The following is a 15,588-nucleotide window of genomic DNA, read 5'->3' as shown; positions in this document are numbered from 1 at the left end:
ATGAAATACTCACGAAAAAACCTTTTACGTACAGTCATACTTAATGCAGCTATCGACCCCAAAAATATCGCAGCACTAGCCTTATCAATTTTCTTTGGAGTCAACGCTGTAGTATCGCAAGGAAAAATCGCATTGATTGTATGTGCAGTAGCGAGCCTTTCGACATACATAGCACTGGTTGCATTTACAACACAGCGAAAAGCAAAGCAGTATGGTGCGTTGTACTTCTCCGCGTTACATCGTTATCAAATGGACGTTGTTGAATCTCAGCTAGATAATTTGGAAGATTCGCCTTTAGCAAAGGACTCAAGATCACTGCTAAAAATGTACTGGGATATGAGGCTATCGGGAAATCTATCAGACTCCCGTAAAGATACTCTCGCTGATGCATCTGAACGCTATTTCCAAATCATGACTACTTCACTAAATGCGATTAATCGACTTCCTGACGATAGCCAGGCAATTAAAATTGAAAAGAAAAAACTAGCTGAATTATCGGAGTCTTACCGTTCAGCACTCATTTCCGAGTGTGTAAGACAAACATCGGCAGGCAATACTTCTCAATTTAATGAGCTGATCAGTGAACTTGAGTCAATCAAGTTTTCAAATGAGTATGTGACACAATAATTAGCTCCAAAGGAGTTCCCTTCCCCCCACCTATTGGGAACTCCTTGAATTACTCCTACCAACAAAATCTACCTCACTATTTTTTTTAAGCGTTATAATTTATCATTAACTCTAAATAGAGCTTGTTGCGGGAATCGGATTGCCGATTAAAGTATTGGTTATTACGAGTTAATGACTAAGTGAGAACAAAATGGCTCAACCCTACTTTATCCCTACTCAAGACCAGCTAAATAAAATGGAATCCGTTTTGGGTAAGCATCTTATAGGTAATGATTTTCACCTTAAAAACATCGTTCTTGAAATGCTGCAGTATTCAGAGGGTGAAACTCAGTGGCTAAGTGCACAATCAAAAGACTTGCTCTTACCATCTAGTGAACAGTGTTCACGCTATGAACGTGAAGTGCCTGAGCAATTATGGGTTTACACAGACCCATCTGTCAGCCAAGTGTTAATCCATTTTACTAAACCAAGCTGTTTGGAATCTCAACACGATAAGCAAGATGCAGACTTGGTGATCTATGACTCTGAAACCCCTTCTCAGCCGCCCATATTTGAAAGCGATGAATGGGCTTACATTGCCAATCTTTACACCGTACAGGCGGTTACAGTAGCAATGCCATCAATCGAAGAATATGGCGTTGATATGGCCGCGACAGATACCGGTTGCTTGGAATTTTTGAGCGAACAGCTTTTTCTAAAGCAAGTTGACGAGAACTTTTGCCCTACTCCATCTAATCGTGGTGATGACGGTTCAACGACAATTTGGATTGAATTAACACGCAACCGCTCAGAGTCCCACTTAACATCGAAAGAATAGGTACCGAAATTGAACAATTACAAGCTCCTAATGGAGCTATCTGGAAAGGTAACTGATAGAGCCAAACTGCTATTGGTACACGCTAGAAAACTCCAAGTAGCTGGCATACTTTTACTTGGTATCGGCATTTACGGATTTGATCTGTATGCAATCGTCATTGGTGCTTCCATTTGGTACTTTCAACACATAACTAAGAGCGCGGGTGACCATTTTCATGCATCGTCAGCAAATGTAACGATGAAGGTATACAAAAACCCTGAGAACTATCCTCCGCTAAATGTTTGGCTGGTTCCGCATGAAGGCCGGGAGATCACCCCTGACCATTACGATGAATTGGAAAAATTGGTACTCGAAGTTAATGAGGATTTCATAACGAAGAAAGTACAACAGGTCTACGATTATCGGGGCGGTAAGGTCACCTACTATGACTTGGCCAATATCATCTTTTTGACCGAAGGTATGGTTCGCTACAAAGCTATTCGACAAGCAGAAGGAAATTTTCAACCCTAGTCTGCTACTGAAAGAATGGTACCTATTTCTAATCCATAACGAAAGGCGCACATAGTGCGCCTTTTCTGCTATTTGAGGTAATGGCTTGCTCTGTTTTGCACTTCGTTAAGTAGTGCATTTCTCAATCCGGTTGCTGTACATTAAGGAATATACCTACCACGCTATCAAAATCCGATGTTAGCGACTTAGGGCTCTTGCGGCATATATATCTGCCTGCATACTAGTGAATAGAGAAAAGTTTAAAGGTATAGCAAATGAATAGAACGTCCGAACAAGAAGCCATTGTCTCGTTTAACTCTGGAAATGCACTTATTGACGCAGGCCCAGGTACTGGCAAAACGACAACTCTAATTGAGTTCATTCTGGAACAAGTCAAAACGATGCCGGCTACCAATATGTGCGTCCTAATGTTCAATAGTGACATCGCCACCGAGTTCACTGCGCGTATCAAAGCTAAAAGATTGGCAGACCTTCCATTAATCAAAACCTTTCACGGTTTTTGCTACAGCGTTTTGCGTAATTCTGGCCACCTGAATCGAATTGGCTTCGAACTTAACATGGACACTGGACCATTCCAGCTGTCATTAGCTAGGTCTGCACTTAAAGTGATTGCCGCAAACACGAGAAGCAAGAAGATTGCATCCGTTATTGGTGATAGCAAAACTGCAGATACCCTATTGTCGTTTGTCGGCCTCGTGAAAGCGATGATGTTACCTGTAAAAGAAGTGTTTAACATTATGGGGATCAACCAAACTTACTCGTTTTTAATCCCTGCATTTTATGAGTTTGAAAAGGCTCGTATGGCCGAAAAAGTATTGTTCTTTGATGACTGGTGTCCTGAAACCGTAGCTCTGTTACGCAAGGACGGACAGTTAAGAACTCTATACCAGTCAAAATTCTCTAAAATTTTGATTGATGAATTTCAAGACATTAATGCCTCCCAGTATGAGCTGGTAAAGCTGATTAAGGCCCAGAATACTTCTCTAATCGCGGTCGGAGACATTGACCAATCGATTTACAGTTGGCGCGGTTCAAACCCGGGATTTATGCTAACTTTCGAGAAAGATTTCCCGCCGTGTACAAAGCTGACATTAAGTAAGACGTTCCGTTATGGTCACCGTTTATCTCTGGCTTCAAACCACCTGATTGTGAACAACCAAGAACGATTCGACACTTTGACCGTTTCTGCTCCAGGTACACCAATTACAAATGTTGAAGTCTGCCCTACAGGTACGCCAGCAGCTGACGTTATCGAATCCATAAACAAACATTTAGAATCCGGTGGACAACCTGCAGACTGCGCCGTCCTGATCCGCCGTTGGTCACAGTCGATGCTTTTTGAGTTATCGTTTCTGCTTCGAAGGGTACCGTATAAAATGCCCCCAGAATTCGCATTACCAAACACAAGAGAGATTAAGCTTCTCACTACTTTACTAACTTTTGTAACCGGAAACGATAAGGTGCTTGATTCGGAAGCGCGCAGCACACTTATTTTCGACCTTCTCCGGTTCCCTCATACTTACGTGCCGAATAAGAAGCTGATGGAGCTTTCACGCCGCTTAAGTGGCATTGATGTAGAGCATTGGGTATCCGCGATCGATACCATCCAATTAGCTGATACCACCAGCAAAACCCGTTACGAAAACGTAAGGGAACGCCTGTATATCATCGACACATTGAAGGGAGTGAAAGATGCCTCTGCCCTTGATGTTTTTGATGCGTACCTTGACGAGTCAAACATGTCTGAATGGTTGGCCAATAGCGCGACAAGTGATGCTGAACTGGCAGAGGCCGAAGAGCGTTTTAACTCACTTGCAACCGTATTAAGAAGCCTGAAGCTTTCACCAGCGGATGCACTCTCTTACTTCCAAAGACTCATCAATTTGTCGCAACAACAAACAAAGAATAATTACGGTGTAACACTGACAACCATTTTTCGTTCAAAAGGCTGTGAGTATGACCTTGTTCTACTGCCTTTTTGGGATGCGGATACCATGCCCATTAAGAAAAAGTCAGAAACTGGTTTAGGTGTTGATGAAGAGGAAGAGCGACGACTGGCATATGTAGGCATGACAAGGGCTAAAAAAACCGTTCGGATCTTTCACGCCAAAGCTCAAGATGGCGAACATCACCTTACAAAAGCAAGTAAATTCATTCGTGAGTCAGAAATAGATCTATCTATTGCTCTCTGTAATGCCGTGACAGAGAGAACCGAATTACCTGAACGCTCTACGCCTACCTCACTTCGTTACCACGAAGCTATGGTCGCTCAACGCTGACTTGTGCGATTAGACTTCTAGCAGATACTGACCCATATCAAATACGTTATGGGTCAATCACAATGAACAAACTACCACTTTTAGAGCTATGTACTGGTATAGGCGGGTTTCACCTTGCCGCACAGCAAAACGGTCTTATAGAAACGATTTGCACCGCTGAAATCGACCCATATAATACAAAATTGATTGACCGTAACTTCAATCTAGATAACTGCGGTGATGTGTCTGAAATTGGCCTTCCTCGCGCCTGTCACAGCCATCAAGCACTTATAGACGAGGATAAGGTGCCAGTTGAAGAAACTGGCTTCACAAGCCTTTGTATGGAGGATTTTATGGAAGGAATATTGCCCTTCCCAACTATCCTATCTGCTGGCTTCCCATGTCAGGATGTGACTCCAGCTAATACCAAAGGCAATCATATCGGCATCAACGGTGCGCGATCAGGCCTAGTGCACGACATTCTTAATATCGCAGAAGACTTGGAAGTACCGTATTTGGTTTTTGAAAACTCAAGCAACCTCTTAAACCGTGGGCTTGATGTGATTCTTATGGAACTTAACAGACTTGGTTATATCGTTGAGTGGGAGGTCATTGCAGCGACTGCGTTTGGCTACCCACATTACCGCCATCGCACTTATATCGTCGCGTATCTACCAACGACAGCTGTCGCTCGTGGTAACCGCCGCATCTTCGATACGGTACGTAAGCAAGCGAACAAGCAACCGAACCACTTTATGCCCCTGCCATCAGAAGATCCTGAATACATCCTCAATGCAGCCGTGGTAAAAGAGCCTCGTTCAATTAAGCTGAGAACAAAGCGTATCAACGGCGTTGGCAATGCTATTGTTCCAGCTATCGCTAAGGCAATATTTGACGCCATCACAGATGCTGAGTTTGCCCCTGTAAAAGCAAAACAGCCAAAATCACGTAAGAACGAAACTTACATGGCATCCAAACTTGCTGCTGGCTGGGGTGTATCTCAACTCGATATTTTTTCTATGAACAATCTAGAACTGGTAACGAACATGCCATCACGCGGCATTCTGATCGGTGGTAACATTTATACTGGAGAGCCCGATCGCAATCTTAACCCGACCAAAACCACTTTCCCGAACTTGTTGTCTACATGCATTGCTAAGGACGGCAACAACAATTTTACTTCCGGTAGCCGAATGTCACGGCCCGGTAAACTCGGTGGCTTGATAGGCGATCTGCAGCGCCTTGGCGCGACTGAGGGTGGTCTTAACCCCGTGTTTGCAGAACGTATGTTAGGCTATCCAGATAATCACACACGATTGGCTTATTAACAGAAGGGAACACAAATGAAGTATTTTGCTTATCTGGTACTGCAAATGGGTGTCTTTACATTGTTACTGCATCCGGTAAAGGCATCGTATGTGGTTGAATTGGTCATAGCAGCGATGAACTTATTGGCCATCATCTCTCTGTACAGGATCGTCACCCCTAAAATTAGAACGATGGTGCAGCATAAATTGGCTGTTGTTGTTCAACAACCAGTGAAAACGCCAATCGACCTATTGAGATACGATTCATATGAATCAATGGTGGTGTTTTTCCTTTCAGTTGGTCCAGCTCTACTTACATTCGTGGCTTATGTCCAATTCTTCAAATAGTCACTAAGCATTTCCCATCTAGCGCGTTTTCCAATGTGAGAGATACTTGTTGTCAGTTCAATTGAATGGGTTGGCAACCAGTTCCTTCCCTTCAAATTATCTCTCAAACTATCTGGCATCAAGAGTACCACTTAAATCGTGATTTCTTGGTGCCGAATGAATACGGAACAGCAAAATGAATCACAAAATACACTTTTCGGGTCAACTAATGGGAATTCGCTCAACAGATAAAAACCTTCCTGTAGACTTCGATAATAAAATCATGATTTACGGCGGGACACCGTTTAAGTTTGTCGACTCCATTCTGTGGACGTTCCATGTTACCGGCATTGCTACACCGGAAGAATTTGCACAATCACCCCTTTCAGAATCCCATCAAGATGTCTCTTTTGACTATGAAAGCTTTATCACGAACTGCTACAAAGAGTTTCGTTTAACAGAGGATTGTGACCAATATTACAAAGCAATTTATCCACTAATTCGTCGTAGCGCCTCTGAGATCAAAGAGCAGTGGACAGGTAATGAGGAAGTATTTCTTCACCTTTACGGCCTAGAGCACGCCGTGAATTATTCTATACATCGCCCTTACCAAAATGAGGTTGAGCTTAAATATCTTGCATCGCTTGGCGAGTACATCAAGGAAGTCATGAACAAACCTGCAGATGCGATGACCATGAAAGCTTACAAGCAGGCAGTATTTCGGATTGGCCAATACCTTGAGCTTGAGTTGAATGCAACCGTGGAAGGGGTGCTTCAATATATCAATGCCGTCATTTCTAACCCGGCGTCGGCCACCACCGATCTGGCATTCGTTAGCGGCATTCGGCATATCAAAGGGAACTCAAACTTTGCTAGTCATATTACACAGACCTTTTATGACGATATGAGGGATGCTAAGGACAAACAATTAAACTCTATGTTTGAGACTGACAAAGAGATTGTTGTTGAAGCCATCAAACAGCGTGTTAACGACTGGCTCAAAGCTGCATAACTTGACCATGCAGGTTGGCAACTTGCCAGCCTGCAGCCACTGGCGCGATTAGAGAAGTGTCGGAAAATTGAATCTCAAGCACAGGAGATTCCACGATGAAACTATACGACTACCTATTACCTCACCTACAACACGTTAGCCACACTCCACTTTTTCACGGTCAGGCACGCGTCTATCAATCGCAAGATCTGACTCTATACCGTGTATTTGATGATGGTGATATTTGTCATGAGCAGTGCCTTATAACCGGAAATGGGCGTTACTCAGATGATAGTTGGGACAGTGCTTACGTGAATCCTGAAATCCATCAAATTGTCTCTCTCCACCAGCATCCTAAAACATGCGCGACGGAAGCCCCGCGTGTGTCCTTATGCCTATTTTCATTCCCAAGCAAAGAAGAAGCCCAGAAGCAGTTCAATACCGAGTACTGCAATGTTCTATTTGCAGGCTATGTAACAGAAGCCAACGAGATTGAAGTTATCTACAACGATATTGTCCGTCCCTTCGACTCACTTGAAGAATGGCCACATTTTGTCAAACAGCTTTTAAACGAGCATCCATTTATCGACATTGGTACCAGCTCAAGCATTCCAGACAGCAAACATTTATCGGGCGAACTGTTTCACTCTCTACGAGCGGCATAACTGAGGTAGATTCAATGGCTAAACCACTTCTAATCATCGGTTGCAGTGACAATAAAGCTCAGACCGAAGCTCAAGCTTTCGACCTATATTTGGGTCATGTGTACGAGTTAATTCGTGCGAACATAGATAATGTACACGATCACTTTGAAGTGCTTATACTGTCAGGTTTACATGGCCTGATTCATTCTAAACAGGTCATTGGCCATTATGATCAGCAAATGCCTAAGCGAACCCAAACCGCGGCGATGCAAGCGTATGTTGATAAGCACACAGCAGGCGCCAATAAGCTGTTGAAGCAATACGCAGAGAAATCCCGCGATTTGTTTGTCGTGTTGTCAAATGACTATTTGAAAGTCTTCGACATGATGACTGAAAAGCCAAGCTCCCAGAAGCTGCTTAATACCTTCAATTCGACGTACTTTTGCCGTAAACACATTGGCGTTGGAGTTCTTAGAGGTAGACTAAAGAAGATCCTCAATAACATACCAAAACCATTTTCACCTGTTTTGTATCGGTCAGGCTTAGCATCAGCTGACGAGTTTACCGGCTATTCAGCTGCCAACGCTTGCTTGGGCGCTTCTCTTGCCTACGTTAGCGACATCAAGCAACCTCACCTACTCGACATGATGAAACAGTCATTGATTAGGGGAAACCGAGCTTTTCTCGACAACGGTGTCATTACCGAAGTTGGCAAAGGTAACTTCGTAGAACCTCAAGAAGTATTCTCGCGGTATAAGCGTATCGTGGAGTCTTTCAAAGGCCATGCTAAAAAGCTAAGTATCGTCATACCAGACAACCCATTTGACCCAGCGGCCAGCTTAGCGATAGTCAAAGAGAACAAATCGGTGATTAAGTGGTTAGCACGTCGTTGTGATGTGATCCTGCCGATTCATAAGGCACCAGACATTGGCCAGCACGCTATGTCCATGATGAAAGCACTAAGTTTTGCACCTATTCGCGTCGGTATACCCTGCAAGAAGTACATTTCGACTATCGAGGTTGTTGATGGCCAAGAGGTCAAAGTCAATGTACCCGTCAGATTGTCACCTTTGGAAATTGAACAGCTCTTTGAATTAAAGGCGCCGAATAAGGAGAGGCTATTTACTGGAGCTCATTTTCTAGCTTGTTCCGAAGTAACCCGAGGTGGTGTCTATGAAGAACGAAAAACTCTCGCGCATATCCACGGCTTTGATGCAAGTTTCGATGCCTGCCGAACTGCAGCCGTTCTAGGGAATGAGAAGTCGTCATCGCGCATTGGTTCCCAATTACTGCGTGAGGTAAACGTAGAAATCACTAAAGATAAAACGCTCCGCTCCACTGAATATGCAAGACATGATTGCACCGAGGAATATGAAGACCCACTTGCTTTTACTTCGGCGGCAGAGGCTATCGAGGAAAATGTGTTTGCTTTTGTCGAGCTATGGAATGAATCAATGGAAGCAGTTTGGGAACTGGATGTATCTGACATGCAGGAAGAAGACGCGAAAGAGTATTGCTTAAACCTATTGTGCAGTTTTCCCCGCGATATAGAAGACCAGCTTCTTAAGGGGCTAAAGCTTGCTTATTGGCAGTCATTCACCTGCCGCCATCATCAAGCAACGAATTTTGAAAAGCGAACGGAAACATTCACTCGGTTGTTCTCTGACGGTCAGCGCGTAGCGATTCAAACAACCCTACCTATCTAAACCAAACTCTAAAAATGGCGCTGCTGTTACGTGGCGCCTTTCAATCATCAAACCTAAACCTGAGCATCTTGTGTGATTCGCTAACTCGCTTTTAATGGAATCAAACCACAGGAGATAACGCTCATGACAAAACAAAATTCGAAACCGACAACGACAGGTCAACTTAAGCTTCGCGTTGGAACATTGACTCATAGCTACGCTATCGAGACAGAAGAATTCATTGATGTGGTTGATCTAAAGGATGCCAGAGAGAAATGGCGCGAACACACAGAACAGCAAGATTACAACCGTTACACCTTGGGCGGTGACGTTTTTGATGGCGAAGAAGTCGTTGCAGTGTTCTCACCTAATGGCCGCTGTTTCAAGCCTTCTGATAAAGGCAACGAGTACTTCAAACGTCTTCCATCTAATGAACTAATTGACATCGACTAATCATAAACAGCCCCACCAACAAGACCTGTGGGCACAAAAATTAAATATAGAGAGAATAAAAATGGCAGCTATTCACCCTGATGAAATCCTTATAAACCGTTCTAATCCAAATCAAACAGTGGTTACCGCCCCTGATGGTTCACTGCTTGGTGAGTTTGAACCCCATTTTACAGACATCCAATTGCGTCGTTCTTGGAAACATCACGTGCAAGCGATGTGTAATGGCCCTTGTGAAAGCGAACGCGAAGAAAAGCAGGAAGATGACCAGCCATTACTTATAGAGCACCCAGCTCCAGTGACTGTCCAAACCTCGGCGCAGGGAATGGTATTTACAGAAGAAACATTTGAGGGTTACCCATTTTGAAACTGAATCCTGCTATCACTCACTATCAGAATGAGTGCGATTTTTACAACACCAATGAAATCGATGTACTGCCAGAGCGAATTCCAACTTATATCGCATGTGGCCCGAATGGTGACTATGCAAGACCCGCAAAAACGATTGGCGAGTTGCCGGGAAAACACCTACGAAAGTTGGCACTGAAACTTGCCGCTGAGAAATTGGGCGTGGATCAAATCAACTTTGGTTTGGAGATATATAAAACTCTCGGTATGACCAAGAATGAGGCTTTAAAAGATGGCCGTTCATGGCTTCTTCAAAATGGTGACAGTTTGAAGGTTGACCTTTTTTGGCATGAGGTTCCACAAGCTTACCCACTGGATCAAATTGCACGAACTTACCCCACTCCTGTAGGTGATATGCCTATTCGTGAACATGTACGTGTAGCGATGTCGAATATGACCGATAGAGAGCTTGTGAATGCTATTGGTTCACGTGATTTGATTAATCCTGAATTTATGGGTGAAGCCATTCACCGTAACTTAATTTGGCGCGGAGCAACGACCGAAGAAACCTACCAAGCAGTAGAAAAGCGTGAGCAGTTGGCAAAACAAAACAAGGTGACAAAGTGACCCCTATCCTTACTGATGTTTATAGCGATGAATATTTCCATTTGGCAGAAAAGCCGTGGTTGAGTGGCCAAGAAAACTGCCCTGTTTTTCTCGAAGATAAAATCACCTGCCAAGGTGTCTGTTGTTTCAATATCAAAACGAAGAAATGGGATGTTGAACTAGCCAAAGGGTACGGCATGGTAGTGATCGATAGTTGTGAAACAAGAGATGAAGCAATAGCGCTACTTTGGGAGCGTCGACAAGAAGGTAATTCTTGGGATATTGGAATTTAACATTGTACAAAAAACTATGTTTTTCATTCGATTAACTTAGTACTTCCGTGCTAAAACATAGCCCCTAACAATCCCCCTCTGGCAGGATAGTTGTCACTGTTAAAATTTAACCAGTTTAGGGCGGTAAGAATGAATTGTGTCTCGCATTCCAGCAGAAAGAAAAGAAGCCATATTGAAGAAGCTATTGCCTCCATACTCAATGTCAGTGAGCCAGCTATCAAAAGAAGAAGGCGTTAGCACCGCGACCCTGTATCATTGGCGGCAGCAACTCAGACGTTCAGGAGCCGCAGTGCCAAATAGTAACACTTCATCAGAGCAGTGGTCTGCTCAAACCAAACTTGCCATCGTTGCCGAAACCTACTCGATGACGGAGAGTGAACTCAGCCATTACTGTCGTGAAAAAGGTCTCTTTCCAGAGCAAGTTCAGAGTTGGCGAGAAGAGTGTATGCAAGGCTTTCAGTCAAGCAAAGAACGGGAAGCTGAAGCAAAGAAACAGGCCAAAGCCGATAAACTTGAAATTAAAGAGCTGAAAAAAGAGTTACGCCACAAAGAAAAGGCGCTCGCTGAAACTGCTGCCTTGTTGGTTCTGCGAAAAAAGCTCAGAGCCTTTTACGGGGAAGAGCCAGAGGACGACTAACCTCAACCGATGAAAGGCAGCACCTGATTGCTCTTATCCACGAAGCCAAACAAAATGGTTGTCGCATAGAACGCGCTTGTCATGAGGTTCAAATTGATCTGAGAACCTATCGTCGATGGTATCTACAAGGAAAGGTTCAGGCGGATAAAAGACCGACCTGCCTCAGACCAGAGCCAGCTAACAAGCTGTCAAAGCAAGAGCGTGATGCGATTATCGAGGTATGTAACCGCCCAGAGTTCGCGAGCTTACCCCCGACTCAAATAGTGCCGACACTGCTTGATAAAGGTGAGTATATCGCCTCAGAGTCGAGCTATTATCGGGTGTTGGGCGCTCAAGGACAACTTAACAACCGAGGCCGTCAGAGGAGTAGACAAAAGCAAGTGAAGCCAACGACTTATACGGCGACAGGCTCGAATCAAGTCTACACATGGGATATCACTTACTTGCCTTCAAAGGTTCGAGGCCAGCATTATTATCTGTATGTAATAGAGGACATCTACAGCCGAAAAATCGTGGGCTATGAGGTGTATGAACGTGAGTGCGGTGAGTTAGCGTCACAGCTCCTGCAACGAACCTTGATGCGAGAGCAGTGCTTCAATCAACCGCTAGTTCTTCACTCAGATAACGGTGCGCCTATGAAGTCGCTGACGTTCAAAGCGAAGATGGATGAGCTAGGCATTACCTCATCGTATAGCCGCCCAAGAGTCAGTGATGATAACCCGTATGTCGAGTCGTTGTTCCGCACGGTTAAGTACATGCCGAACTGGCCGACAAAGGGCTTTGAAAATCTCGAAAGCAGTCGAGGTTGGGTTGAAGCCTTCGTGCACTGGTACAACACCGAGCACAAGCACAGCAAGCTAAATTACGTCACGCCCTTAGAGCGTCATAACGGAAAAGACGAAGAGATCTTGAAGCGTCGAGCGGAGGTATTACTCGCTGCAAAAAAGCGAAAACCCGAACGATGGCCTGGTGATATCAGGAACTGTAAGCCAGTTGGTGACGTACATCTAAATCCAGAGAGAGAAGCTGCTTAATAAACAAGCGAATGATGACAACTACCTTGAAAAACGCCGCAATATTAAAAGTAGAACAGTGACGAAGACAGTTATCTTCGGAGTATAGGAATGATTATGAAGAAATTGGGATTAAAAACACTAGCAGTAATATCTTTATTGAGTTCAGGTTACGCAGCAGCTGCATACCAGCCTTTAAACTTAAATGACCCGAACTTGAATATTTTTTGTCAATTGCGCTTTTCTGATCAGTATGGCTATCAGTTTACCCGTAAGAATGGCAATAAGCTGTACTGGAATCTTCAAAACACTGGCAAGGTCTTCGACCTTACTAAATTCTCTTATGCACCGGGAACGGTTACTGTAATTAAAGAAAATCCTCATGGATTCGAAGCAGATGTAATTACAAAGAAAAATAATGGTGAAAGTGAAAGAGCGTACTTTGAACTTAGAACACAGTATGATGCCAATGGCCCATATCCAGATGGCAAATTTGTTCGCCTGAAATTTGATAAAAAAGGCAATTTAGAGGGCGGGGAAGAGAACATGTTTAGCCATTGTGAAATCATAAAATAACGTGCATTAATGCATCCGTAATTAGTGGGGTTCTTATGGCCATTACTAACAACGGGTGCATTTATTTTGTGGTTAATTTTCTCTTTGTGTTTCTATTACTGACAGTTACAAAGTGGCTGCGTTTCTACTCTTCTTTTTGTCTTCCATTTACTCCCAGTACTGGCAGTTTTTCACAACCCACACCCTACTCTGAGTTTTATAATTCCACTATTTTTTAGTGACTTGCGCGTTGACTAAACCGTCTTACCATCACGGTATAAAGTTAATGGAGAGTCACCACATGATTGAGAAAGCACCAGCCAAGCAACTGGATTTGAATGACAAAACCAAAGAAGAAATCAGAACATTATATAAAAGTGTTCAGGATGCTCTCTCTGGTTTTAAGCCGAGAAAAGAGCAAAGCTTTCTTATAGCAGAAATTGCTAAAACGCTTGGTGGTGTCTACGCGCAAAATGAAGGTGCGAAGCGCCGTATCATCGCTGCGGAAGCTGGCACTGGTACAGGTAAAACTTTTGCTTACCTTATACCATCGATCGTCTTAGCCAAGGCGCTAAACAAGAAACTGATCGTTTCAACTGCCAACGTAAGTTTGCAGAGTCAGCTAGAACTCAAAGACCTACCGTTACTTCAATCTATACGACCTGACATGACGTTTAAGGTGGCTTTAGGCCGTAACCGATACCTGTGCCGCCGTGATGTTGAAACCGTTGCTGTGGGCGCGCCACCAGCCCGTAGCGAAGATACCCTATTCGACTCTCAAGAACCTGTAGAGAAAGTTTCTGGTGCAGACGCTGAACTACTTGAGCGCATGATCGAAAACTACGACAACAAAAGTTGGGACGGGGTTATGGATAACTGGCCAGTGACAGGTGAAGTTATCGCCTCTACGCTTTGGAACAAAGTGAACTGTAAGTCAGGCACATGCACTAAGCGTATTTGCCCCTACTTCGAAGAATGCGCTTTCCATAACGCTCGTAAGACTCTGGATACAACTGATGTGATTATTGCAAACCATGCGTTAACCATGACCAGCTTAGCGAATGGTGGCAATGTCCTACCGCCAGCGGAAGACGCCATTTGGGTTATCGACGAGGCACATCATATCCCAAAGCAATTCCGTTCTTCCTTTGAGCAAAAAGTAACTATTGAAGGTAGCCTTTCTTGGCTTAAAAAGGTATCACAAGCGGTGTCCAAGCTTTCGATGGTACATGGTCAAGAGATCAGCCAATCTATCGTTAAAGATGGCAGAGAGCTTGATGAAGTTGTGAAAGGCTGTGTAGAGGAACTACGCTCAGTTACTGACATGCTTTTGGCAAACTGCAATTTCTCTAGTGACTACTCTCAAGAGCAAATTTACCGTTTTAAAGACGGTCTATTACCATCAGTGTTAGATACATCGCTTAGCAATTTATCAACGCTGTCGGGCAAGATTAACCGTTGCGTGTCAGCTCACACAAGTAAGCTTCAAGAAGCTTTGGAAAAACGCAAAATCCCTTCCACACCTGCTATTGAAAAAATTCTGTCTGAATCAAATCGCCTACAGGCACATACAGAGAGTTTTGCAGATATGTGGCAGATGTTCACCAAGATTGAGCAGAAAGGGTCAGCTATCGCTAAATGGGTATCGTGCGGCGGTAATGGTCGACCTGACCTCTCATTTAACGCAGTGCCAATCAGCGTAGGTAAAGAACTTGAAGACACGCTATGGTCGAAAGCAGCTGGCGCGGTACTAACATCCGCAACCGTGACAAGCCTTGGTAACTTTGACCGCTTTATGCTTGAAGCTGGCCTAAGCGCGAATGATGGTACCCAGTATTGCCGCGTGAATAGCCCGTTCGATTATCAGAACCAAGCTAAGCTAATCATTCCACCAATGAAGGTAGAACCTACAGCTAAAAACGAAGAACAGCACACACTTGAAATTGTTCACTACACAGGACAAATGGCACAAAAACACAAAGCGATGCTTATGTTGTTTACCTCCTACCGTCAGTTGAATCGCTACATTGAGTTGGTATCACCGGAACTTAAAGCTTACATGCTTATTCAAGGGCAAGATACCCGACCTAATTTGATTCGTAGACACAAAGAGCGTATCGATAATGACCTCAAATCGATTTTAGTCGGGGTCGCATCACTAGGAGAAGGGCTTGATTTACCACGTGAATATTTGACCTGTGTTGGAATTGCCAAGATACCTTTCGCTAACTTTAAAGAGCCTGTAGATGAAGCTGAGAGCGAATTCATCAGTAAAAACGGTGGTAACCCTTTCTTTGAGTTGAGCCTGCCAGAAGCGAGCGCAAAACTCATTCAACAAGTGGGTCGTCTTATTCGATCAGCTGATTGCAGCGGCGAAGTGCTGATCTTCGATCGCCGTCTGAGTAGCAAAAAATACGGGGCGCAATTGATTGATTCTTTGCCTCCATTAAAACTATTTGCATGACCTTTTTATCAGTGTCGGGTAGTTGTGCCCGGCACCATTGTCATTCACCCACAGGA

At 44.0% G+C, this 15,588-nt stretch carries 16 protein-coding genes; all 16 read left to right on the top strand.

Going from position 1 to position 15,588, the window contains the following annotated elements:
- A complete protein-coding gene (locus AKJ31_RS14335) occupies positions 1–627 on the top strand; it encodes a hypothetical protein (protein ID WP_053409796.1) in 627 nt (208 codons plus the stop codon).
- Positions 628–817: 190 nt separating this feature from the next.
- Positions 818–1,444, top strand: coding sequence for a hypothetical protein (locus tag AKJ31_RS14330; protein WP_053409795.1), 627 nt, complete (start codon positions 818–820; stop codon positions 1,442–1,444).
- Positions 1,445–1,453: 9 nt separating this feature from the next.
- On the top strand, positions 1,454–1,954 hold the full coding sequence (locus AKJ31_RS14325) for a hypothetical protein (protein WP_139374582.1): 501 nt from the start codon (positions 1,454–1,456) through the stop codon (positions 1,952–1,954).
- Positions 1,955–2,208: 254 nt separating this feature from the next.
- Positions 2,209–4,233 carry an ATP-dependent helicase gene (locus AKJ31_RS14320; protein ID WP_053409793.1) on the top strand — a complete coding sequence of 675 codons (2,025 nt, stop codon included), beginning with the start codon at positions 2,209–2,211 and terminating at the stop codon, positions 4,231–4,233.
- Between the two features lie 62 nt (positions 4,234–4,295).
- Entirely contained in the window at positions 4,296–5,540 is a 1,245-nt protein-coding gene (locus AKJ31_RS14315) for a DNA cytosine methyltransferase (protein WP_053409792.1), read from the top strand.
- A gap of 15 nt (positions 5,541–5,555) precedes the next feature.
- A complete protein-coding gene (locus AKJ31_RS14310; protein WP_053409791.1) occupies positions 5,556–5,867 on the top strand; it encodes a hypothetical protein in 312 nt (103 codons plus the stop codon).
- A 175-nt stretch (positions 5,868–6,042) separates the two neighbouring features.
- On the top strand, positions 6,043–6,858 hold the full coding sequence (locus AKJ31_RS14305) for a hypothetical protein (RefSeq protein WP_053409790.1): 816 nt from the start codon (positions 6,043–6,045) through the stop codon (positions 6,856–6,858).
- 95 nt (positions 6,859–6,953) lie between these two features.
- Complete coding sequence (locus tag AKJ31_RS14300; protein ID WP_053409789.1) at positions 6,954–7,502, top strand: hypothetical protein; 549 nt, start codon at positions 6,954–6,956, stop codon at positions 7,500–7,502.
- Between the two features lie 14 nt (positions 7,503–7,516).
- Positions 7,517–9,187, top strand: a complete 1,671-nt coding sequence (locus AKJ31_RS14295) for a DUF6884 domain-containing protein (RefSeq protein WP_053409788.1) — start codon at positions 7,517–7,519, stop codon at positions 9,185–9,187.
- A gap of 123 nt (positions 9,188–9,310) precedes the next feature.
- A complete protein-coding gene (locus AKJ31_RS14290) occupies positions 9,311–9,619 on the top strand; it encodes a hypothetical protein (RefSeq protein ID WP_053409787.1) in 309 nt (102 codons plus the stop codon).
- Between the two features lie 61 nt (positions 9,620–9,680).
- The gene (locus tag AKJ31_RS14285) at positions 9,681–9,983 is read left to right on the top strand and encodes a hypothetical protein (protein WP_053409786.1); all 303 of its coding nucleotides are present in this window, start codon (positions 9,681–9,683) and stop codon (positions 9,981–9,983) included.
- Positions 9,980–10,591 carry a hypothetical protein gene (locus AKJ31_RS14280; protein ID WP_053409785.1) on the top strand — a complete coding sequence of 204 codons (612 nt, stop codon included), beginning with the start codon at positions 9,980–9,982 and terminating at the stop codon, positions 10,589–10,591. Before AKJ31_RS14285 ends, AKJ31_RS14280 begins: the two co-directional genes overlap by 4 nt.
- Positions 10,588–10,863 carry a hypothetical protein gene (locus AKJ31_RS14275; protein ID WP_053409784.1) on the top strand — a complete coding sequence of 92 codons (276 nt, stop codon included), beginning with the start codon at positions 10,588–10,590 and terminating at the stop codon, positions 10,861–10,863. The genes AKJ31_RS14280 and AKJ31_RS14275 overlap by 4 nt, the downstream gene beginning before the upstream one ends.
- Before the next feature lie 136 nt (positions 10,864–10,999).
- Positions 11,000–12,534 (top strand): IS3 family transposase gene (locus AKJ31_RS14265; protein WP_411912938.1). Its coding sequence is split into 2 segments (ribosomal slippage): positions 11,000–11,453 and positions 11,453–12,534, totalling 1,536 coding nucleotides; the frame shifts between segments, so codons are not numbered across the junction.
- Between the two features lie 90 nt (positions 12,535–12,624).
- Positions 12,625–13,089 carry a hypothetical protein gene (locus AKJ31_RS14260; RefSeq protein WP_157052364.1) on the top strand — a complete coding sequence of 155 codons (465 nt, stop codon included), beginning with the start codon at positions 12,625–12,627 and terminating at the stop codon, positions 13,087–13,089.
- Between the two features lie 280 nt (positions 13,090–13,369).
- Positions 13,370–15,532, top strand: coding sequence for an ATP-dependent DNA helicase DinG (gene dinG, locus AKJ31_RS14255; protein ID WP_053409780.1), 2,163 nt, complete (start codon positions 13,370–13,372; stop codon positions 15,530–15,532).
- The last annotated feature ends 56 nt before the right edge of the window (positions 15,533–15,588 follow it).

The sequence above is a fragment of the Vibrio hepatarius genome, from assembly GCF_001274785.1.
Lineage (GTDB): Bacteria > Pseudomonadota > Gammaproteobacteria > Enterobacterales > Vibrionaceae > Vibrio > Vibrio hepatarius.
Note: the sequence above shows the minus strand (reverse complement) of the source record. Positions and strands in the feature narration are given on the sequence as shown.